16 protein-coding genes and 5 tRNA genes are annotated in these 20,517 nt (G+C 68.0%); 9 read left to right on the top strand and 12 right to left on the bottom strand.

The genetic code is table 11. The features are described from left to right. Nucleotides 1–21: 21 nt before the first annotated feature. The 9 genes from lon to CEK66_RS16115 all read right to left on the bottom strand — a co-directional run bounded on the left by lon (nucleotide 22) and on the right by CEK66_RS16115 (nucleotide 6,970). Nucleotides 22–2,490, bottom strand: coding sequence for an endopeptidase La (lon, locus tag CEK66_RS16155; RefSeq protein ID WP_148828566.1), 2,469 nt, complete (start codon nucleotides 2,488–2,490; stop codon nucleotides 22–24). A gap of 177 nt (nucleotides 2,491–2,667) precedes the next feature. Next, the gene (clpX, locus tag CEK66_RS16150; RefSeq protein WP_017907830.1) at nucleotides 2,668–3,954 is read right to left on the bottom strand and encodes an ATP-dependent Clp protease ATP-binding subunit ClpX; all 1,287 of its coding nucleotides are present in this window, start codon (nucleotides 3,952–3,954) and stop codon (nucleotides 2,668–2,670) included. A gap of 128 nt (nucleotides 3,955–4,082) precedes the next feature. Then, on the bottom strand, nucleotides 4,083–4,709 hold the full coding sequence (gene clpP / locus CEK66_RS16145) for an ATP-dependent Clp endopeptidase proteolytic subunit ClpP (RefSeq protein ID WP_017907831.1): 627 nt from the start codon (nucleotides 4,707–4,709) through the stop codon (nucleotides 4,083–4,085). Between the two features lie 140 nt (nucleotides 4,710–4,849). Continuing rightward, nucleotides 4,850–6,145, bottom strand: coding sequence for a trigger factor (gene tig, locus CEK66_RS16140; RefSeq protein ID WP_152237578.1), 1,296 nt, complete (start codon nucleotides 6,143–6,145; stop codon nucleotides 4,850–4,852). A 190-nt stretch (nucleotides 6,146–6,335) separates the two neighbouring features. Beyond that, a tRNA-Leu gene (locus tag CEK66_RS16135) sits at nucleotides 6,336–6,420 on the bottom strand. 89 nt (nucleotides 6,421–6,509) lie between these two features. After that, nucleotides 6,510–6,585 (bottom strand) — tRNA-Lys (locus tag CEK66_RS16130). Between the two features lie 76 nt (nucleotides 6,586–6,661). Continuing rightward, nucleotides 6,662–6,738: transfer RNA gene (locus tag CEK66_RS16125), tRNA-His, on the bottom strand. 34 nt (nucleotides 6,739–6,772) lie between these two features. Then, nucleotides 6,773–6,849: transfer RNA gene (locus tag CEK66_RS16120), tRNA-Arg, on the bottom strand. Nucleotides 6,850–6,893: 44 nt separating this feature from the next. Beyond that, a tRNA-Pro gene (locus CEK66_RS16115) sits at nucleotides 6,894–6,970 on the bottom strand. Between the two features lie 153 nt (nucleotides 6,971–7,123). Here CEK66_RS16115 and CEK66_RS16110 point away from each other — a divergent pair. Then, nucleotides 7,124–7,924, top strand: a complete 801-nt coding sequence (locus CEK66_RS16110) for a Bax inhibitor-1/YccA family protein (protein ID WP_017917385.1) — start codon at nucleotides 7,124–7,126, stop codon at nucleotides 7,922–7,924. A 144-nt stretch (nucleotides 7,925–8,068) separates the two neighbouring features. On the opposite strand, the gene CEK66_RS16105 is transcribed toward CEK66_RS16110, so the two are convergent. The 3 genes from CEK66_RS16105 to grxC all read right to left on the bottom strand — a co-directional run bounded on the left by CEK66_RS16105 (nucleotide 8,069) and on the right by grxC (nucleotide 9,958). After that, nucleotides 8,069–9,076, bottom strand: coding sequence for an isocitrate dehydrogenase (locus CEK66_RS16105; protein WP_017907834.1), 1,008 nt, complete (start codon nucleotides 9,074–9,076; stop codon nucleotides 8,069–8,071). Between the two features lie 163 nt (nucleotides 9,077–9,239). After that, on the bottom strand, nucleotides 9,240–9,650 hold the full coding sequence (locus tag CEK66_RS16100; RefSeq protein ID WP_148828564.1) for a carboxymuconolactone decarboxylase family protein: 411 nt from the start codon (nucleotides 9,648–9,650) through the stop codon (nucleotides 9,240–9,242). Next, complete coding sequence (grxC, locus tag CEK66_RS16095; RefSeq protein WP_017907836.1) at nucleotides 9,647–9,958, bottom strand: glutaredoxin 3; 312 nt, start codon at nucleotides 9,956–9,958, stop codon at nucleotides 9,647–9,649. Before grxC ends, CEK66_RS16100 begins: the two co-directional genes overlap by 4 nt. A gap of 148 nt (nucleotides 9,959–10,106) precedes the next feature. Here grxC and CEK66_RS16090 point away from each other — a divergent pair, with 148 nt between their 5' ends. From CEK66_RS16090 to lpxH, 8 genes are all read left to right on the top strand, one after another. Further along, the gene (locus CEK66_RS16090; RefSeq protein WP_017907837.1) at nucleotides 10,107–11,750 is read left to right on the top strand and encodes a M48 family metalloprotease; all 1,644 of its coding nucleotides are present in this window, start codon (nucleotides 10,107–10,109) and stop codon (nucleotides 11,748–11,750) included. A gap of 83 nt (nucleotides 11,751–11,833) precedes the next feature. Next, entirely contained in the window at nucleotides 11,834–12,523 is a 690-nt protein-coding gene (gene phoB, locus CEK66_RS16085) for a phosphate regulon transcriptional regulator PhoB (protein WP_017907838.1), read from the top strand. A gap of 64 nt (nucleotides 12,524–12,587) precedes the next feature. After that, nucleotides 12,588–13,913, top strand: a complete 1,326-nt coding sequence (gene phoR / locus CEK66_RS16080; RefSeq protein WP_152237577.1) for a phosphate regulon sensor histidine kinase PhoR — start codon at nucleotides 12,588–12,590, stop codon at nucleotides 13,911–13,913. An 11-nt stretch (nucleotides 13,914–13,924) separates the two neighbouring features. Next, on the top strand, nucleotides 13,925–16,024 hold the full coding sequence (ppk1, locus tag CEK66_RS16075) for a polyphosphate kinase 1 (RefSeq protein WP_148828563.1): 2,100 nt from the start codon (nucleotides 13,925–13,927) through the stop codon (nucleotides 16,022–16,024). 55 nt (nucleotides 16,025–16,079) lie between these two features. Next, nucleotides 16,080–17,606: an exopolyphosphatase gene (gene ppx / locus CEK66_RS16070; RefSeq protein WP_017907841.1), complete on the top strand. Its 1,527-nt coding sequence runs from the start codon at nucleotides 16,080–16,082 to the stop codon at nucleotides 17,604–17,606. A gap of 415 nt (nucleotides 17,607–18,021) precedes the next feature. After that, nucleotides 18,022–19,155, top strand: coding sequence for a glycosyltransferase family 1 protein (locus CEK66_RS16065; protein WP_017907842.1), 1,134 nt, complete (start codon nucleotides 18,022–18,024; stop codon nucleotides 19,153–19,155). Further along, entirely contained in the window at nucleotides 19,139–19,663 is a 525-nt protein-coding gene (locus CEK66_RS16060) for a phosphatase PAP2 family protein (protein ID WP_017907843.1), read from the top strand. The genes CEK66_RS16065 and CEK66_RS16060 overlap by 17 nt, the downstream gene beginning before the upstream one ends. A 100-nt stretch (nucleotides 19,664–19,763) precedes the next feature. Continuing rightward, nucleotides 19,764–20,501: a UDP-2,3-diacylglucosamine diphosphatase gene (lpxH, locus tag CEK66_RS16055; protein ID WP_017917391.1), complete on the top strand. Its 738-nt coding sequence runs from the start codon at nucleotides 19,764–19,766 to the stop codon at nucleotides 20,499–20,501. Nucleotides 20,502–20,517 lie beyond the last annotated feature (16 nt).

Below are 20,517 nucleotides of genomic sequence, written 5' to 3'. Positions count from 1 at the left end.
GCGGGCGCGGTTCAGCGCGCGTCAGTGCTTGACGCGCGGGTTCGAGGATGCTTTCTGCTTGCGCCGCGACGGTGCCTGTTCGGCGTCGGCGGCGGGCTTCGGCGCGAGCGGACGCTCAAGTGCCAGATCCAGCACTTCGTCGATCCACTTCACCGGCACGATCTTCAGATCGCGGGTGACGTTCTCCGGGATGTCGGCCAGATCCTTGCGGTTCTCCTCGGGGATCAGCACGGTGCGGATGCCGCCGCGCAGTGCGGCCAGCAGCTTCTCCTTGAGCCCGCCGATCGCCGAGACGCGGCCACGCAGGGTGATCTCGCCGGTCATCGCCACCTCCGACTTGACCGGCACCTTGGTCAGCATCGACACCAGCGAGGTCACCATCGCGATGCCGGCGCTGGGGCCGTCCTTGGGCGTGGCGCCGTCGGGCACGTGCAGGTGCACGTCGTGCTTCTGCAGGAAGTCCGCCTCGATGCCGAGCCGCTCGGCGCGCGAACGCACCACCGACAATGCGGCCGACGCCGATTCCTTCATCACGTCGCCGAGCTGGCCGGTCAGGATCACCGCGCCCTTGCCCGGGACCAGGGTCGATTCGATCTGCAGCAGATCGCCGCCGACCTCGGTCCAGGCCAGGCCGGTCACCAGGCCGATCTCGTTCTGCTCCTCGGCGCGACCGAAGTCGTAGCGGCGCACGCCCAGGTACTTGTCCAGGTTCTTCGAGCCGACGCTGACGCGCGCCTTGTCCTTGCGCGCGGCGCCCTTCTTCGCTGCGGCCTTCTTCGCCGGGGCGGCCGGCTGCGGACCGGCCAGGGCGATCTCCTTGACCACCTTGCGGCAGATCTTGGCCACTTCGCGCTCGAGGTTGCGCACGCCGGATTCGCGCGTGTAGTAGCGCACGATGTCGCGGATCGCGTCGGCACCGATCTCCAGTTCGTCCTGCTTCAGGCCATTGGCCTTGAGCTGCTTGGGCACCAGGTAGCGTGCGGCGATGTTGAGCTTCTCGTCCTCGGTGTAGCCGGGGATGCGGATCACTTCCATGCGGTCCAGCAACGGGCCGGGGATGTTCAGCGAATTGGAGGTCGCCACGAACATCACTTCGGACAGGTCCAGGTCCACTTCCAGGTAGTGGTCGTTGAAGGCGTTGTTCTGCTCGGGGTCGAGCACTTCCAGCAGCGCCGAGGACGGATCGCCGCGGAAATCCATCGACATCTTGTCGATCTCGTCGAGCACGAACAGCGGGTTCTTGCTGCCGACCTTGTTGAGGTTCTGCACGATGCGGCCCGGCATCGAGCCGACGTAGGTGCGGCGATGGCCGCGGATCTCCGCCTCGTCGCGCACGCCGCCCAGCGACATGCGCACGAACTTGCGGTTGGTGGCCTTGGCGATGGACTGGCCCAGCGAGGTCTTGCCCACGCCCGGCGGCCCGACCAGGCACAGGATCGGCCCCTTCATCTGCTTCACCCGCGACTGCACCGCCAGGTACTCGAGGATGCGGTCCTTGACCTTCTCCAGGCCGTAGTGATCGGCATCGAGGGTTTCCTGCGCGACCTTCAGGTCCTTGCGCACCTTGCTGCGCTTCTTCCACGGCACGCCCAGCAGCCAGTCGAGGTAGTTGCGTACCACCGCGGCTTCGGCCGACATCGGCGACATCTGCTTGAGCTTGTTGAGTTCGGCCTTGGCCTTGGTCTCCACCGGCTTGGGCATGCCGGCCTCGGCGATCTTGCGCGCCAGTTCCTCCAGCTCGCCCGGCGCGTCGTCGAGGTCGCCCAGTTCCTTCTGGATCGCCTTCATCTGCTCGTTGAGGTAGTACTCGCGCTGGCTCTTCTCCATCTGCGACTTGACCCGGCCGCGGATGCGCTTCTCCAGCTGCTGCACGTCGATCTCGCCGTCGACCAGGCCGACCAGCATCTCCAGGCGCTCGCCCACTTCCAGCGTTTCCAGAAGGCGCTGCTTGTCGGCCAGGCGCACGCCGATGTGCGCGGCGATGGTGTCGGCCAGGCGGCCGGGCTCGTCGATGCCGGACAGGGTCTGCAGCAGTTCCGGCGGCAGCTTGCGGTTGGTCTTGACGTACTGCTCGAACAGCGACATCAGCGAGCGCGCGATCGCCTCCACCTCGCGCTCCTCGCGCGATTCGGCGGCGTCGATCTCGCGGCCTTCGCCCTGCAGCGCGCCGTCGCGCTCGGCGACCTTGTCGACGCTGACGCGCGACAGGCCCTCGACCAGCACCTTGATGGTGCCATCGGGCAGCTTCAGCAATTGCAGCACCTGCGCCAGCGTGCCGACGTTGTAGAGGTCGGCCGCCGCCGGGTCGTCGGTCTCGGCGGACTTCTGCGCGACCAGCAGGATGCGCTTGTCGGCCTCCATCGCGTGCTCGAGCGCGCGCATGGATTTGTCGCGACCGACGAACAGCGGGATGACCATGTGCGGGAAGACCACGACGTCGCGCAATGGCAGGACCGGCAGGTCGAGGACTTCGGATTGGGACTGGGCCATGAGGATTCCGATTTGGGAGGCGGGAACGCGATGCGGGCGGCCATAAAAACGCCGATGGCCCCGTTATGGGGCCATCGGCTGGACGATGCAAGGGGAGCGCATAACCCCTTTATGTTTCAGCGACTTACCGGCAGGCACGGGGCGCGCGACGGGGTCGCCGCGCACCGCCCGCCCGGGTCACTCCGCGGAGGCGACCTTGGGCGCCGCCGGCGGGGTCTGGTAGATCAGGTACGGCTCGGACTTGTGCTCGATCACCGACTCGTCCACCACCACCTTGCTGACGTTCTCCTGCGACGGCAGCTCGTACATCGTGTCCAGCAGCACCGACTCGACGATGGTGCGCAGGCCGCGCGCGCCGGTCTTGCGCTTGAGCGCCTTCTTGGCGATGGCCAGCAGCGCGTCCTGGCGGAACTCCAGCTCCACGCCTTCCATCTCGAACAGCTTCTTGAACTGCTTGGTGATGGCGTTCTTCGGCTCGGTCAGGATCTTGATCAGCGCCGGCTCGTCCAGCTCCTCGAGCGTGGCGACCACCGGCAGGCGGCCGACGAACTCGGGGATCAGGCCGAACTTGATCAGGTCTTCCGGCTCGACGTCGGCCAGGATCTTGCCGACCTCGCGCTTGCGCTCGGAGCTCTTCACCTTGGCGCCGAAGCCGATGCCGCCGGCGTCGTTGGAGCGCTGCTGGATCACCTTGTCCAGGCCGGCGAACGCGCCGCCGCAGATGAACAGGATGTTCTTGGTGTCCACCTGCAGGAATTCCTGCTGCGGATGCTTGCGCCCGCCCTGCGGCGGCACCGAGGCGACCGTGCCTTCGATCAGCTTCAGCAGCGCCTGCTGCACGCCTTCGCCGGACACGTCGCGGGTGATCGACGGGTTCTCGCTCTTGCGCGAGATCTTGTCGATCTCGTCGATGTAGACGATGCCCTGCTGCGCCTTGTCGACGTCGTAGTCGCACTTCTGCAGCAGCTTCTGGATGATGTTCTCCACGTCCTCGCCGACGTAGCCGGCCTCGGTCAGCGTGGTCGCATCGGCGATGGTGAACGGCACGTTGAGCAGGCGCGCCAGCGTCTCGGCCAGCAGCGTCTTGCCCGAGCCGGTCGGACCGACCAGCAGGATGTTGGACTTGGCCAGTTCGACCTCGTCGTTCTTCTGCCGGCTCTCGATGCGCTTGTAGTGGTTGTACACGGCCACGGCGAGCGTGCGCTTGGCGCGCTGCTGGCCGATCACGTACTGGTCGAGCACTTCCAGGATCTCGCGCGGCTTGGGCAGGCTGCTGCGTGCCGACTGCGCCTTCTCCTCGAGCTCCTCGCGGATGATGTCGTTGCACAACTCGACGCATTCGTCGCAGATGAACACGCTGGGCCCGGCGATCAGCTTACGGACCTCGTGTTGACTCTTGCCGCAGAACGAGCAGTACAGGATCTTGTTGCTGTCGCCGGAACGGCCTTGCCGGTCTTCGCTCATTGCTTCGCTTACCCAGTTACCCCACCCGATGAACGGGGGTTCGATTTCGAGAATAGCACAGGGCCGGGAGGACGCTAGCCCGACCCCGGCCCTGCGGAATACGCTGCGTTTTGCAGTACATGCAAGCCTTATGCCGGCTGGATGGACTCATCCGGACGACGCTCCAGGACCTGGTCGACGAGGCCGTAGGCCTGCGCGTCGACGGCGCTCTTGAAGTTGTCGCGCTCGGTGTCGCGGGCGATGGTTTCCAGCGACTGGCCGGTGTGCTTGGCCAGGATTTCGTTCAGCCGCGCGCGCAGCGTCAGGATCTCGCGGGCGTGGATGTCGATGTCGGTGGCCTGGCCCTGGAAGCCGCCCAGCGGCTGGTGGATCATCACCCGCGAGTTCGGCAGCGCATAGCGCTTGCCGGCCGCGCCCGACGCCAGCAGCAGCGCGCCCATCGAGGCGGCCTGGCCGACGCAGATGGTGCTCACGTCCGGCTTGATGTACTGCATGGTGTCGTAGATCGCCATGCCGGCGGTGACCACGCCACCCGGCGAATTGATGTAGATGCTGATGTCCTTCTCCGGATTGTCCGCTTCCAGGAACAGCAGCTGAGCCACGATCACATTGGCCATGTGGTCGTCGATCGGGCCGACCAGGAAGATCAGGCGCTCCTTCAGCAGGCGCGAATAGATGTCGTAGGCGCGCTCGCCGCGGCTGGTCTGTTCGACCACCATCGGAACCAGATTCAAGGCCTTGGTCACATTGTCCACGCGGTGATCTCCTGCTGCTCGGGGTCCGTCCCTGCACGGGGGTGTGCAGGGCTTCGCATCGTGTTGCGCCCCGCCGCCGCGGGGATGAAACGGGGATCCGCGTCGCGCAGGTCGGCTGCGCAACGCGGCGACGCGTCGTCTTATTGACGGATCGCGTCCTGGAACGACATCGCCTGCTCGGTGTGCTGGGCGCGCTCGGCGATCCAGTCGATCACCTGCTCTTCCATCACACGGCTCTGCAGTCCCCCCATCAATTGGGGATCGTTGCGGTACATCTCAATGACCTGCTCGGGCTCTTCGTAGGTCGAGGCGATCAGGCGCAGCGTCTCCGAGACCCGCTTCGGGTCCAGGCGCAGTTCGTTGCGGCGGGCGACCTCGCCGACCAGCAGGCCGACCAGCACGCGCTTGCGCGCGGCGTCCATGAAGCCCTGGTGGGCGTCGTCCGGCACCTGACCCGGGTCGCGGCCGGAACGGCGCATCTGCTCGACCTGCTGCGCCAGCATGGCGCGCGCTTCGTTCTCGACCAGGCGCGGCGGCATTTCGACCGAGGCGTAGGCGGCGATCAGCTGCTCGCCGACTTCGCGACGCAGGCGGTTCATCAGCGCGCCCTTGAGCTCGCGCTCGAGGTTGATGCGGATGTCCTTGCGGAACTGCTCGGCATCGCCGCTCTTCACGCCGAAGCTCTTGATGAACTCCTTGTCCACGTCCGGCAGCACCGGCGCGGCGACGTCGACCGCCTTCACATGGACCTGGACCTGCTTGCCGGCGAACTGCGGCACGCGCCAGTCGGCCGGGAAGTCGACGGTCAGCGTCTTCTCTTCGTCCTTGGACAGGCCGACCAGGCCCTGCTCGATCGCCGGGAACATGACGCCCGAGCCGATCACGCTGCTGCCCTTCTCCACGCCCTCGGCCGGCAGGCGCTCGTCGCCGACCTGCGACCAGGTCTCCAGGGTCACCAGGTCGCCGTCCTGCGCCGGACGCGCGGCCGGCTGCCAGGTACGACGCTGCAGGCGCAGGTTCTCGATCATCTGCTCGATGTCGGCGTCGGTGACCTCGGCGGTGTGGCGGATCACCTGCAGCGTCGAGACGTCGATGTCGCCGAAGTCCGGCACCACTTCGAAGGTGGCCACGAACTGCAGTTCGTTGTCGCCGGCACGGTCGATGCGCGGGTTGCCGGCCAGGCGCAGTTCGTGCTCGCGCACGGCCGAGTCGAAGGTCTCGCGCAGCAGGCCGTCCAGCGCCTCGGCGCGGATCTGCGGCCCGAAGCGCTGCTCGATCACCTTGGCCGGAATCTTGCCCGGACGGAAGCCCTTGATCCGCGCGGTGCGCGCGACTTCGCGCAGGCGGCCGCCGACATGGGTTTCCAGGCGATCCTCCGGCAGGGTGAAGGTCAGACGCCGTTCCAGGGTACCGGTGGTTTCGATCGAAGCTTGCATGTGGACTCCTGCCACCGGGAGCCCACGGCTCTCGGCACGATGTAGAAAAGTACGGGTTGGCGCGGGCACGGGACAGCCGCCGCAGCCGGATAGTTTCGCCTATTCCCGCGGCGCCTGCCAGCGCAGGGCCGGGAGGCCGCCGTGGCGACGGCGAACCCGCCATCGCCACAAGGGGCCATCGGGGGCTGGATGGTGCGAAAGAGGGGACTCGAACCCCTACGCCTTGCGGCACTGGTACCTAAAACCAGGGCGTCTACCAATTCCGCCACTTTCGCGCTGCGGCGCCGGAAGGCGCCTGCCGGCACATTGTTGCAGGCCGGCCGGCAAAGAAAAAGGCACCTGCCGGAGCAGGTGCCTTTCGTTTTGGTGGGCCGTCAAGGATTCGAACCTTGGACCTATTGATTAAGAGTCAACTGCTCTACCAACTGAGCTAACGGCCCTGAAACTGAGTCGCACATTCTATGTGCTTTTTTGCTTCGTTGCAACACCCCGCGAAGCATCGGGTCACGCGATCAATGGGGTGGCTGAGGGGACTCGAACCCCCGACATCTGGAATCACAATCCAGTACTCTAACCAACTGAGCTACAGCCACCATTGAACCTTGCATCTCCCGCCCGGCGCCGGTGTGGCGCGCCCGACAGGAATCGAACCTGTAACCGCCGGCTTAGAAGGCCGGTGCTCTATCCAGTTGAGCTACGGGCGCCCTGGCTGGATTGTCGCATTCCTTTCCGCCGTTGGACATCGGATTGGTCGGGGTAGAGGGATTCGAACCCCCGACATCCTGCTCCCAAAGCAGGCGCGCTACCAGACTGCGCTATACCCCGGCGGAACATCCCTCGCGGCCAAGGCCGGAAAGGTCGGCTATTGTGGGAAGCTTGCGGCCCGCTGTCAACGTCGCATGCACGCAACATCGCCTGCGCTATGCTCACGGCTTGCCATCGGCATCGGCCGAGAGCCATTTTGAAGGAGAAAACAGCATGCTTCGCAGCGGCAACCCCGCCCTGAAGGAATCCACCTTCCTCGATCTGCACAGCGGCAACGTGGTCTCGCCCGGCAACGGCACGGTCGTCGCGCGCGACAGCGGTGCGATGACCCTGAACGGCACCGCCAACAAGACCGGCATCCTGTTGATGCTGACAGCGCTCACCGCCGTATTCGCCTGGAGCCAGTCGGTTTCGATCGATGCCGCGGGCAACGCGATGATCGCTCCTGGCGTGGCCGGCTACGCGCTGGGCGGCCTGATCGGCGGCTTCATCCTGGCCCTGATCACGATCTTCAAGAAGGAATGGTCGCCCATCACCGCGCCGCTGTACGCGCTGGTGGAAGGCTTCTTCCTGGGATCGATCTCGGCGATGTACGAAGTGCGCTTCAACGGCATCGTGCTGCAGGCCGTGCTGCTGACCTTCGGCACCCTGTTCGCGATGTTGTTCGCCTACCGCAGCGGCATGATCAAGGCCACCGAGAACTTCAAGCTGGGCGTGGTCGCGGCCACCGGCGGCATCGCGCTGGTGTATCTGGCCACGATGGTGCTTGGCTTCTTCAACATCCAGATCCCCTACATCCACGCCTCCGGCACGGTCGGCATCCTGTTCAGCCTGTTCGTGGTGGTGGTGGCGGCGCTGAACCTGGTACTGGACTTCGACTTCATCGAGAGCGGCGTCGAACAGGGCGCACCCAAGTACATGGAGTGGTACGGCGCGTTCGGCCTGATGGTGACGCTGGTGTGGCTGTACCTGGAGTTCCTGCGCCTGCTGTCGAAGCTGCAGTCGCGGAATTGAAGCCGGGAGTCGGGAATCGGGATTGGGGAATCGTAAAAGCGAACTCCCCTTGATCGATGAGCGGGCTTGGCTTCAGACAAGTTTCCGAGCAAAAGAAAGGGCGCCCTGGGGCGCCCTTTCTTTTTTCTACGATCTTCCGGACGCTCAGAGGCGGCTGGCGATGGCCTTGGCGAAGCCCATGGTGTTGCCGCTGCCACCCAGGTCCGGGGTCAGACCGTCCTTGGCTTCCAGCGTGGCGACGATGGCGTTGCGCAGGCGCTCGGCGTTCTGCGGCTGGCCGATATGGTCCAGCAGCTGCGCCGCGCCCAGCAGCAGCGCGCACGGGTTGGCCTTGCCCTGCCCGGCGATGTCCGGGGCCGAGCCGTGCACGGCTTCGAAGATCGCCGCGTCCACGCCGATGTTGGCGCCCGGGGCCAGACCCAGGCCGCCGACCAGGCCGGCGCACAGGTCCGACAGGATGTCGCCGAACAGGTTGGTGGTGACGATGATGTCGAACTGCTCCGGGCGCATCACCAACTGCATGCAGGCGTTGTCGACGATCATTTCCTGGAATTCGATCTCCGGGTAGTTCGCCGCCACGTCGCGCGCCACCTTCAGGAACAGGCCCGAGGTGGACTTGATGATGTTGGCCTTGTGCACCGCGGTGACCTTCTTGCGGCCGGTCGCGCGGGCCAGGTCGAAGGCGTAGCGGACGATGCGCTCGGAACCCTTGCGGGTCACCTTGGCCATCGACAGCGCGGTCTCGCCGTCGGCGGACACTTCCTGGCCTTCGCTCAGGTAGGCGCCTTCGGTGTTCTCGCGCACGGTGATCAGGTCCACGCCGGCGCCGAAGCGCGACTTGGTGTTGGGGAACGACTTGGCCGGACGCACGTTGGCGTACAGGTCGAACTGGCGGCGCATGGCCACGTTGATCGAGCTGAAGCCCTCGCCCACCGGCGTGGTCAGCGGGCTCTTCAGCGCCACCTTGTTCTTGCGGATCGACTCCAGCGTGGCGGCCGGCAGCAGGTCGCCGTGCTTCTCCAGCGCCACCAGGCCCGCATCGGCGTATTCGTAGGTGAGGCCGGCGTTCAGCGCGTCGAGCACGAACAGCGTGGCGTCCATGATCTCCGGGCCGATGCCATCGCCACGGATGACCGTGATTGTCTGCGTCATAGGGTTGCGGTTTCCGTACAAGAGGGGGGAGCGCCGCCCGGGAACCGGGGCTGCAGGCGCAAGGAGGTTTCAGCGGTAATTATGCCCGAAGCCGGTGAAGGCGCCCAAAACCGGACGGCCTCCGGCGCGGGCGCCGGTGGCCATCGGGGCAGCCCGAAGCGGCTCAGTCGTGCGCGTGCTGCGCTGGCGCGGCGGCGCCGGCCTCCAGCGTGTCGAGGAAGTCCACGGCGCGACGCAGGTGCGGGATCACGATGGAGCCGCCGACCACCAGGCCCACCGAGAACGTCTCGAAGAACTCCTCGCGGCTGACCCCGGCCTCCTTGCACTGGGCCACGTGGTAGCTGATGCAGTCGTCGCAGCGCAGCACCAGCGAGGCGACCAGGCCGAGCAGTTCCTTGGTCTTCACGTCCAGCGCGCCGGCCTGGTAGGTCTGGGTGTCGAGCGCGAAGAAGCGCCGCACCACCTGGTTCGGCTCGGCCAGGATGCGCTGGTTCATGCGCTGGCGGAACTCGGTGAACGCGCGGACCCGGTCCTCCCCGGAGGCGCCACCCTCGCCCGTCGCAGCGCCGCTCATGCCTGCGCCTCGGGGGCGTGGCCGTCGAGCAGCGGCTCCAGCTTGCCGGCGCGGTGCAGCGCCATCATGTCGTCATAGCCGCCGACGTGGACGTCGCCGACGAAGATCTGCGGCACGCTGGTGCGCCGCGCCAGCGCGACCATCTTCTCGCGCTCGGCCGGGTCCAGGTCGATCCGCACCTCGTTCCAGGTGCGGCCCTTGCTCTTGAGGAAGTTCTTGGCCGCCACGCAGTACGGGCAGATCGCGGTGGAATAGAGGGTGATCGGCGGGCCGCCGGCGTGGCCGGTGTCGGCAGTTGGGTTGTCCACGGGAAACTCCGGGCGGTGTAGAAGGTCCAAGCCACTATGGTAGCGGCCGGGTGGATTTTCGAGGCCGCTGCCGCAACACTGCGAATCATCCCGGATTCACCGTCGTCCCGGCCGCCACCCGGCGTCCGCCTGCCCCCTGGAGCCTGTCTTGCGCCTGCTGCCGCTCGCCTTCGCGATCACCCTGGCCACCGCCTGCGCCGTGGCGCCGGCCCAGGAGAACAAGCTGCCGGACATCGGCTCCTCGGCCGGCGAGCTGCTGACCCCGGCGCGCCAGGCCGAGTACGGCAAGATGATGCTGGCCGAGCTGCGCAGCTACGGCTACGTGCTAGAGGACCCGCTGATCGACGACTGGCTGCAGACCATGGGCACCCGGCTCGGCGCCAACAGCGACCAGCCCCAGCAGAAGTTCACCTTCTTCATGCTGCGCGACCGCCAGATCAACGCCTTCGCCACCCTCGGCGGCTACGTGGCGGTCAACGCCGGGTTGGTACTGACCGCCGAGCGCGAGGACGAGGTGGCCGCGGTGCTGTCGCACGAGATCGCCCACGTCACCCAGCAGCACGTGCTGCGCGGGGTCGAGCGGGCGCAGCGCGACCAGATCCCGATCCTGCTCGGCATGCTCGCCGCGGTGGTCGCGGCGCAGCAGGCCGGCGGGCGCTCCAGCGGCGACGCCACCCAGGCGGCGATCGCCAGCGGCCTGGGGCTGATGCAGCAGCGGCAGATCGACTACACCCGCTCCAACGAATCGGAGGCCGACCGCCTGGGCATCCGCACCCTGGCGCGCAGCGGCTACGACGTCGACGCGATGGCCGGCTTCTTCGAGCGCATGTCGCTGGCGATGCGCGGCAACCAGGGCGGCTACAGCACCCCGGACTTCCTGATGACCCACCCGGTCACCACCACCCGCATCAGCGAGGCCCGCGAGCGCGCCGAGCAGATGAAGAAGAACACCCTGACCCTGACCACCAGCGTGCCCGGCGGCACCCTGAAGGAGCGGGTCGATCCGAACGACGTGTCGCTGAGCCAGCCGCTGGGCGCGCCCAGCAATCCGCTGCTGCCCGGCGGCCTGCAACTGCCGTTCGCCAACTACGCGCGCGGCCCCAGCGGCCAGTTCGAATGGGCCCGCGAGCGACTGCGGGTGTTCAGCGCCAACACCCCGGCCGATGCGATCCGCGAGTACGAAGGCCTGCGCCAGGGCAGCAAACAGGGCCTGAGCGATGCCCAGCGCTATGGCCTGGCGCTGGCCCGGCTGCGTGCCGGCGGCAGTGCGCAGGAGGTCGCGCAGACGCTGGAAAGCCTGCTGCAGGCGCACCCGGACAACTGGTGGCTGACCGTGGCGGTGGCCGAGGCCGAGGCCAAGGCCGGCCGCAACCAGGCCGCCGACCAGCGCTTCGAGGCGCTGGTCAAGCGCATGCCCAGCAACCGGGCAGTGGCGCTGAGCTATGCGACCGCCCTCAACGAACAGGGCGGCCGCCAGGCCGGCCAGCGCGCCCAGGCGGTGCTGCGGCCGCTGCTCGGGGCGGCCGCGGAGGACCCGGTGTTCCAGCGCACCTTCGCCCGTGCCTGCGAACTGGCCGGCGACGACACCCGGGCCGGCGAGGCGTATGCCGAGGCGGCCTACCTGAACGGGCATCCGGAGCAGGCCCTGATCCAGCTGAGCAACCTGAAGAAGCGCAGCGACCTGGACTACGTGGCGCGCGCGCGCATCGACGCCCGCATCGCCGCGATCACCCCGACGGTGCTGGAACTGCGCCGCCAGGGCGTGCAGGACCCGGACATGCAACGGCGCTGAAACGCGCCCGTGTCAGGCGTCACTCAAACGTAATAAAACCGTAGTCTACTGGCGACCTTCCTCCCCAGTTCCACGGTGCCGTTGTGCAGAAACGCATCCTGATCGTCGACGACGAGCCGGCCATCCGCGACATGGTCGCGTTCGCCCTACGCAAGGGCGACTTCGAGCCGGTGCACGCCGGCGATGCCCGCGAAGCGCAGACCTCGATCGCCGACCGGGTCCCGGACCTGATCCTGCTGGACTGGATGCTGCCCGGCACCAGCGGCCTTGAACTGGCCCGGCGCTGGCGCAAGGATGCGATGACCCGCGAAGTGCCGATCATCATGCTCACCGCCCGCGGCGAGGAGAACGACCGCGTCGGCGGCCTGGAGGCCGGCGTCGACGACTACGTGGTCAAGCCGTTCTCGGCACGCGAGCTGCTGGCGCGGATCCGCGCGGTGATGCGCCGCACCCGCGAGGACGACGAGGACGGCAGCGTCTCGGTCGGCAGCCTGCGCATCGACGGCGCCGCGCACCGGGTGTTCGCCGGCGAGGCGCCGGTGCCGATCGGCCCGACCGAGTACCGCCTGCTGCACTTCTTCATGACCCATCCCGAGCGCGTCTACAGCCGCGCGCAGTTGCTCGATCACGTCTGGGGCGGCAGCGTCTACGTGGAAGAGCGCACCATCGACGTGCACATCCGCCGCCTGCGCAAGACGCTGGAGCCGTTCTCGGTGGAAAACATGGTGCAGACCGTCCGCGGTTCCGGCTATCGCTTCTCTGCGTCCATCTGACCGCCGCCTTCGCCTGCTATAACGGCGGACGGATCACGATCCTTTGCGACAGAGTGCGTTCCCGATGCCCCGCCACATCCGCTCCGCCTGGTTGAAGACCCTCGGCACGCTCGCCGGCCTGCTGTTGCAGGCGTTGCTGATCGGCTGGATCGGCGGCCATGTGTGGATGGCGCTGACCCTGATGTCGCTGGGGGTGATGGGCTGGCACTACTGGCGGCTGCGGCGGGTGCTGCGGCGGCTGACCGCGCGCCAGCGCTGGGAGCCGCCGGCCGGCACCGGCGTGTGGAACGAACTGGACCGGCTGCTGTACCGCAGCCAGGCGGAAATGCGCGTGCGCAAGCGGCGCCTGCTGGACATGCTGCGCGCCTACCGCGCCGCCGCCGCGGCGCTGCCGGACGCGGTGGTGGTGGTGGACCGCAACAGCCAGCGCATCCAATGGTTCAACGAAGCAGCCGGCACCCTGCTCGGCCTGCGCCACCCCGGCGACCTCGGTGCGCCGGTGGTGGAGCGGCTGCAGCCGATGCCGCTGGCGCACTGGCTCAGCGGCGGCCGCAACGCCGAGCCGATGCTGGACATGCCCTCCCCGGTCGACGACCGCCTGCGCCTGAACCTGCGCCTGATTCCCTATTCCGACGACCACTGGCTGCTGGTCGCGCGCGACGTCAGCAAGCTGCTGCAACTGGAGCAGGTGCGCCGGGATTTCGTCGCCAACGTCTCGCACGAGTTGCGCACGCCGCTGACCGTGGTCCACGGCTACCTGGATATGCTCGACCCGGAGGACTTTCCGGATTCGGGGCCGATGATCGCCGAGATGCGCAAGCAGTCGCAGCGCATGACCCAGCTGGTCGAGGACCTGCTGACCCTGTCGCGGCTGGAATCGCAGGAACACGCCAACGAGGAGTCGATCGCGATGGCGCCGATGCTGGCCACGCTGCGCCGCGAGGCCGAGGCGCACAGCCAGGGCCGGCACCGCATCGAGGTCCACGACGAAGCCGATTGCGACCTGGTCGGCTCCAACAAGGAACTGCACAGCGCCTTCTCCAACCTGGTCACCAACGCGGTGCGCTATACCGCGGCCGGCGGCACCATCCGCATCACCTTCGCCCGCGAGGGCGATGGCGCGGTGCTGGCGGTGCGCGACAGCGGCTACGGCATTCCCGCGCATCACCTGCCGCGGATCACCGAGCGCTTCTACCGCGTCTCCAGCAGCCGCTCGCGCGAGAGCGGCGGCACCGGCCTGGGCCTGTCGATCGTCAAGCACGTGCTCGGCCTGCACCAGGCGCGGCTGGAGATCGAGAGCGAAGTCGGCAAGGGCAGCACCTTCTCCTGCCACTTCGGCGCCGGGCGCGTGCATCCGCGGCACGACCATGCCACCCTGACCTCCGCCTAACGAGAGACACCATGCCCCGCCGCGCCCCTGCCCTGCCGCCCACGCCGCCCCCGGACATTCCCAGCGACCCGCTGCGCGACCCCGCGCTGTACATCAACCGCGAGCTGTCGCAACTGGACTTCAACTTCCGGGTGCTGGCGCAGGCGCAGGATCCGCAGGTGCCGTTGCTGGAGCGGCTGCGTTTCCTGTGCATCTCCTGCACCAACCTCGACGAGTTCTTCGAGATCCGCGCCGCCACCGTGCGCCACGCGCAGGAATTCGGGCTGCCGCCGGCGCCGGACGGGATGAGCCCCAACGCCATCCTCACCTCGATCCACGACCGCGCCGCGCAACTGGTCGACCAGCAGTACCGCTGCTGGAACGAAGTGCTGCGCCCGGCGCTGAAGGACGCCGGCATCGGCGTGCTCGGCCGGCATTCATGGAACGCGCGGCAGAAGCGCTGGCTGCGCGCCTACTTCCGCAACGAGATCATGCCGGTGCTGTCGCCGCTGGGCCTGGACCCGGCGCACCCGTTCCCGAAGATCCTCAACAAGTCGCTGAACATCGTGGTGGTGCTCAAGGGCACCGACGCGTTCGGCCGCGTCGGCCACCTGGCGATCGTGCGCGCGCCGCGCTCGCTGCCGCGCATCATCCAGTTGCCGGAAAGCCTGGCCGAGGGCGGCCAGAGCTTCGTGTTCCTGTCCTCGGTGCTGTCCACCTTCGTCGACGAGCTGTTCCCGGGCATGGAGGTGATGGGTTCCTACCAGTTCCGCGTCACCCGCAACTCGGAACTGGTGGTGGACGAGGAGGAAGTGGAGAACCTGGCGCTGGCGCTGCGCGACGAACTGGTCAACCGCGGCTACCGGCCGGCGGTGCGACTGGAAATCGCCGAGGACTGCCCGAAGTCGATCGTGCGCACCCTGCTGCAGAACTTCGAACTGCCGGAAAACGCGGTCTACCGGATCAACGGCCCGGTCAACCTGAGCCGGGTCAACCAGGTCTACGACCTGGTGCAGCGCCCAGACCTGAAGTATCCGGCGATGAATCCGCGCACCCTGCGCGACAGCGAAGGCATCTTCGAGATCGCCGCCGCCGGCGACGTGCTGCTGCACCACCCGTTCGACGCCTTCACCGCGGTGCTGGACCTGATCAAGCAGGCCGCGATCGACCCCAACGTGCTGGCGATCAAGCAGACCCTGTACCGCACCGGCAAGGACTCGGCGATCGTCGATGCGCTGGTGCTGGCCGCGCGCAACGGCAAGGACGTCACCGTGGTGGTGGAACTGCGCGCGCGCTTCGATGAAGAGGCCAACCTGGGCCTGGCCGACCGCCTGCAGGAAGCCGGCGTGCAGGTGGTGTACGGCGTGGTCGGCTACAAGACCCACGCCAAGATGCTGCTGATCGTGCGCCGCGAGGGCCGCAAGCTGCGCCGCTACGTGCACCTGGGCACCGGCAACTACCACAGCGGCACCGCGCGCGCCTACACCGACCTGAGCCTCATCACCTCCGACGTGGACATCGGCAACGACGTGCACCTGCTGTTCCAGCAGTTGTCCGGGCTGGCGCCGAAGATCCGCCTCAAGCGCCTGCTGCAATCGCCCTTCACCCTGCACCCGGGCGTGCTGCACCGGATCGAGCGCGAGACCAAGCTGGCGCATGCCGGCCGCCCGGGCCGCATCATCGCCAAGATGAACGCGCTCAACGAGCCGCAGGTGATCCGCGCGCTGTACGCGGCCTCGCAGGCCGGGGTCAAGATCGACCTGATCGTGCGCGGCGCCTGCACCCTGCGCCCGGGCGTGCCGGGCGTGTCCGACAACATCCGGGTGCGCTCGATCGTCGGCCGCTTCCTCGAGCACAGCCGGGTCTACTGGTTCGGCAACGACGGTGCGCCGGAACTGTTCTGCGCCAGCGCCGACTGGCTGGAACGCAACCTGCTGCGGCGCGTGGAGACCGGCTTCCCGATCCTGGATCCGGACCTGGTCAAGCGCATCCACCGCGAGGTGCTGCAGAACTACCTGGCCGACAATCTCAACGCCTGGGAACTGGACGCCGACGGCAACTACCGCAAGCTGGCCCCGGGCCAGGACCAGCCGCCGCATTCGGCGCAGCTGGCCCTGCTCGACGGGCTCTGAGCACACCGCGGCGCAGCGCCAACGGCGCGCGCCGCGCATCGGCTACCATTCCGCCATGCCTGCCACCTCCCCCACTCATCCGCCGCTGCGCGACGGCGACCTGCTGGCCGCCATCGACCTGGGTTCCAACAGCTTCCACATGGTCATCGCCCGCTACCAGCTCGGGCAGCTGCGGGTGGTGGACCGCCTGCGCGAGACCGTGCGCATGGCCGACGGCCTGGACAACAAGGGCGGACTGTCCACCGAGGCGCGACAGCGCGCGCTGGAATGCCTGGCGCGCTTCGGCCAGCGCCTCCGCGACCTGCCCTCGCTGCGGGTGCGCGCGCTGGCCACCAACACCGTGCGCCAGCTGCGCTCGCCGCAGACCTTCCTGATTCCCGGCGAAACCGCGCTCGGCCATCCGATCGAAGTGGTCAGCGGCCGCGAGGAAGCGCGCCTGATCTACCTCGGCGTGGCCCATGCGCAGCCGCCCAAGCCGGACGAACGCCGCCTGGTGATCGACATCGGCGGCGGCTCCACCGAGTTCATCATCGGCAGCGGCTTCCAGACCCTGGAACGCGAGAGCCTGCAGGCCGGCTGCATCGCCAGCACGCGGCGCTTCTTCCCGGGCGGCAAGCTGTCCAAGAAGAAGTGGAAGGACGCGCTGACCGAGATCGGCGCCGAGTTCCAGCAGTTCGCCGGGCAGTACCGTGCGCTGGGCTGGCACGAGGCGCTGGGCTCGTCCGGCACGCACAAGGCGATCGGCGAGATCTGCGCGGCGATGAAGCTGACCAAGGGCGCGATCACCGCCGAGGCGCTGCCGCAGTTGCGCGACCGCCTGCTGCTGGCCAAGCGCATCGAGGACATCGACCTGCCCGGCCTGTCCGCCGACCGCCGGCCGATCATCGCCGGCGGCGTGCTGGTGCTGGAGGCGGCATTCCAGGCCTTGGGCCTGCAACGGCTGATGGTGAGCAAGGCGGCCATGCGCGAAGGCATCCTCTACGACATGCTCGGCCGCGGCGGCGAGAACGATCCGCGCGAAACCGCGATCGCCGCGCTGACCCAGCGCTACGGCATCGACGAGGCGCAGGCCGCGCGCGTGGAGCACACCGCGATGGCGCTGTTCGAGCAGGTCGCCGGCGACTGGGCGCTGGATGCCGACGACGCGCGCATGCTCGGCTGGGCCGCGCGCCTGCACGAACTCGGCCAGGCCATCGCGCACAGCCAGTACCACGTGCACGGCGCCTACGTGCTGGAGCACTCGGACATTGCCGGCTTCTCGCGGCAGGAGCAGCAGGTGCTGGCCACGCTGGTGCGCACGCACCGCCGCAACGTGTCCAAGACCGCGTTCGACGCACTGCCCGACCGCCTGCTGCTCAGCGCCAAGCGCAAGGCCGCGCTGCTGCGCCTGGCGGTGCTGCTGCACCGCGCGCATGAAGCCGACCCGATCCCGGCGCTGGAACTGAAGGCCGACGGCGCCAACCTGCACCTGATCCTGTCGCAGCCGTGGATCGAGTCGCGGCCGTTGCAGCGTGCCGACCTGATCGGCGAGGTCGAGGGCATGGCCGGGTTGGGGATCAATTTCCGTCCATTTGTCGCTTGAAAGCCGGGATTCGGGATTCGGGATTCGGGATTCGGGATTCGGGATTCGGGATTCGGGATTCGGGATTCGGGATTCGGGATTCGGGATTCGGGACGGCAGCATGCTGTCCGCGGTCAAATCGTAGTCAAGCGATTTGATGAGAAAAGTGCCGGTTTTTGAAAGAAAACCCGCCCCTCGTGAAGCCGCGACACCGCGGCTTTTTTGTGGGAGGGGCTTCAGCCCCGACGCCTTACCGATACCGCGTCGGGGCTGAAGCCCCTCCCACAGAAAAGCGGCACGGCGACGCACTTGCGAAAAACCCCGAATCCCCAATCCCGAATCCCCAATCCCGGCTTTTAGCGTCATCGTTCCTACATGCGCTGGACATGTTCGCTTCACTGCATTGCGCGAGGCTTTGTCAAACCGGAGCCCCCGCATGCGCTACGCGATCGTCACCGAGACGTATCCCCCTGAGGTCAACGGCGTCGCGCTGACCGTGCAGGGGCTGGAACTGGGGCTGCGCGCGCGCGGCCATACCGTCGACGTGGTGCGTCCGCGCCAGGCCGGCGACGCCGACCCGGCGGATCTGCGGCTGGTGCGCGGTGCGGCGCTGCCGCGCTACCCCGGACTGAAGTTCGGCCTGCCCGCGCCGCGGCGCCTGACCAAGCTGTGGCAGGCGGCGCCGCCGGATGCGGTGTACATCGCCACCGAGGGCCCGCTGGGCTGGTCGGCGCTGCGCAGCGCGCGGCGCCTGGGCATTCCGATCGCCACCGGCTTCCACACCCGCTTCGACGAGTACCTGCCGCAGTACGGCGCGGCCTGGCTGCAGTCGACCGCGCTGCGCTGGATGCGGCGCTTCCACAACCAGGCCCAGGCGACCCTGGTCCCGACCCGCGAACTGCGCGACTTCCTCGCCACCCAGGGTTTCGAGCGGGTGCGCCTGCTGGCGCGCGCGGTGGACAGCAAGCAGTTCGAGCCGCAGCGCCGCGATCCGCAGTTGCGCGCGCAGTGGGGCCTGCAGGACGACGACTGCGCGGTGCTCTACGTGGGCCGCATCGCGTCGGAGAAGAACCTGCCGCTGGCGGTGCGCGCGTTCCGCCAGCTGCAGCAGCAGCGTCCGCGGGCGCGCTTCGTCTGGGTCGGCGACGGCCCGCTGCGCGAGCGTCTGGCGCAGGAGAATCCCGACTTCATTTTCTGCGGCATCCAGCGCGGCGACGCGCTGGCGCGGCATTTCGCCAGCGGCGACCTGTTCCTGTTCCCCAGCCGCAGCGAGACCTTCGGCAACGTGACCCTGGAAGCGATGGCCAGTGGCGTGGCCACCGTCGCCTTCGACTACGGCGCGGCACGCGAATACCTGCGCGACGGCATCAATGGTGCGGCGGTGGCCGACGACGAGGCCTTCATCGCCGCCGCGCTGCGCCTGGGCAGCGACGACGCGCTGCGCCAGCGTCTCGGCGAGGCGGCCTGCGCGTCGATGCAGCAACTGCGCCCGGAGCGCGTGGTGGCCGATTTCGATGCCCTGCTCAACCAACTGGCGGACACCCGGAGGACGCATGTCGACGCGGCTTGAGATCCTGCGCGGGCACGAGACCCGATGGTGCCGGCGCGCCAACCACTGGTGCCGGCGGCGCTCGGTGCGACGCTTCTTCGCGGTGATCAGCCGCCTCGGCGACGGCGTGTTCTGGTACGCGCTGATGACCCTGCTGGTGCTGTGCGACGGCATGGACGGCGTGTTCGCCTCCGCGCACATGGCCGCCACCGGCGTGGTCGCGCTGAGCCTGTACAAGGGTCTGAAGCGCTGGACCCGCCGCCCGCGTCCGTACGCCGCCGATATGCGCATCCGCGCCTGGGTGGCGCCGCTGGACGAGTTCAGCTTCCCCTCCGGCCACACCCTGCACGCGGTGTCCTTCGGGATCGTCGCCCTGGCCTACTATCCCTGGCTGGCGCCCCTGCTGGTGCCCTTCATCGCCTGCGTGGCGCTGTCGCGGGTGGTGCTGGGCCTGCACTACCCCAGCGACGTCCTCGCCGCCACCGGCATCGGCACGTTGTTGGCGGGCGTGTCGTTGTGGTTGGTATGAGGCTGGGAATGGGGAACCGGGAATAGGGAATAGGAACGGCGAGGGCTTTTGCCATTCCCGATTCCCGTTTCTCCATTCCCGGCGGTACTACAATGGCCAAATGACCACGCTGTTCATCTCCGACCTGCATCTGGACCCGGCACGGCCGGCGATCACCGCGCTGTTTCTCGACTTCCTGCGCGGGCAGGCGCGGCAGGCCGAGGCGTTGTACATCCTCGGCGACCTGTTCGAGGCCTGGATCGGCGACGACACGCCGTCCGAGGCGGCCGATGCGGTGGCGGTGGAGCTGCACGCGCTGCACGAGGCCGGGGTGCCGGTGTTCTTCATGCACGGCAACCGCGACTTCCTGCTCGGCGCCGACTACGCGCGGCGCGCCGGCCTGCGCCTGCTGCCCGATCCCTGCGTGATCGATCTGTACGGCGAGCCGACCCTGCTGCTGCACGGCGACCTGCTGTGCACCGACGACACCGCCTACCAGGCGTTCCGCGCGCAGACCCGCGACCCGGCCTTCCAGCAGCAGTTCCTGGCGCAGCCGCTGGCCGCGCGCATCGCCTACGCGCAGCAGGCGCGCGCCGCCAGCCAGGCGCGCCAGGCCGAGTTGAAACAGGACGACAGCGCGCAGTTCGAAACCGTCACCGACGTGGCCCCGGCCGAAGTCGCCGCCACCTTCGCCCGCTACGGCGTGGCGCGGATGATCCATGGTCACACCCACCGGCCAGCGGTGCATGCGCTGGACGTGGAGGGCCGCGCCTGCACCCGCATCGTGCTCGGCGACTGGTACGAACAGGGTTCGGTGCTGCGCGTGGACGCGCAGGGCTGCCAACTGCAACAGCTCTAGGCTGTATCGACATTCA

Origin of the sequence: Xanthomonas sp. LMG 12460, from assembly GCF_009192895.1 — a bacterium.
Taxonomy (GTDB): Bacteria; Pseudomonadota; Gammaproteobacteria; order Xanthomonadales; family Xanthomonadaceae; genus Xanthomonas_A; species Xanthomonas_A sontii.
This window is presented reverse-complemented; position numbering and strand designations above follow the sequence as displayed.

Excerpts from the sequence above, each read along its gene's own strand:
- CEK66_RS16065 (WP_017907842.1), top strand. The coding sequence starts at position 18,022 with ATGCGCTACGCGATCGTCACCGAGACGTATCCCCCTGAGGTCAACGGC.
- lpxH (WP_017917391.1), top strand. The coding sequence starts at position 19,764 with ATGACCACGCTGTTCATCTCCGACCTGCATCTGGACCCGGCACGGCCG.
- CEK66_RS16105 (WP_017907834.1), bottom strand. The coding sequence starts at position 9,076 with ATGACGCAGACAATCACGGTCATCCGTGGCGATGGCATCGGCCCGGAG.
- CEK66_RS16110 (WP_017917385.1), top strand. The coding sequence starts at position 7,124 with ATGCTTCGCAGCGGCAACCCCGCCCTGAAGGAATCCACCTTCCTCGAT.
- ppx (WP_017907841.1), top strand. The coding sequence starts at position 16,080 with ATGCCTGCCACCTCCCCCACTCATCCGCCGCTGCGCGACGGCGACCTG.
- CEK66_RS16100 (WP_148828564.1), bottom strand. The coding sequence starts at position 9,650 with ATGAGCGGCGCTGCGACGGGCGAGGGTGGCGCCTCCGGGGAGGACCGG.
- tig (WP_152237578.1), bottom strand. The coding sequence starts at position 6,145 with ATGCAAGCTTCGATCGAAACCACCGGTACCCTGGAACGGCGTCTGACC.
- ppk1 (WP_148828563.1), top strand. The coding sequence starts at position 13,925 with ATGCCCCGCCGCGCCCCTGCCCTGCCGCCCACGCCGCCCCCGGACATT.
- CEK66_RS16060 (WP_017907843.1), top strand. The coding sequence starts at position 19,139 with ATGTCGACGCGGCTTGAGATCCTGCGCGGGCACGAGACCCGATGGTGC.
- phoR (WP_152237577.1), top strand. The coding sequence starts at position 12,588 with ATGCCCCGCCACATCCGCTCCGCCTGGTTGAAGACCCTCGGCACGCTC.
- lon (WP_148828566.1), bottom strand. The coding sequence starts at position 2,490 with ATGGCCCAGTCCCAATCCGAAGTCCTCGACCTGCCGGTCCTGCCATTG.
- clpX (WP_017907830.1), bottom strand. The coding sequence starts at position 3,954 with ATGAGCGAAGACCGGCAAGGCCGTTCCGGCGACAGCAACAAGATCCTG.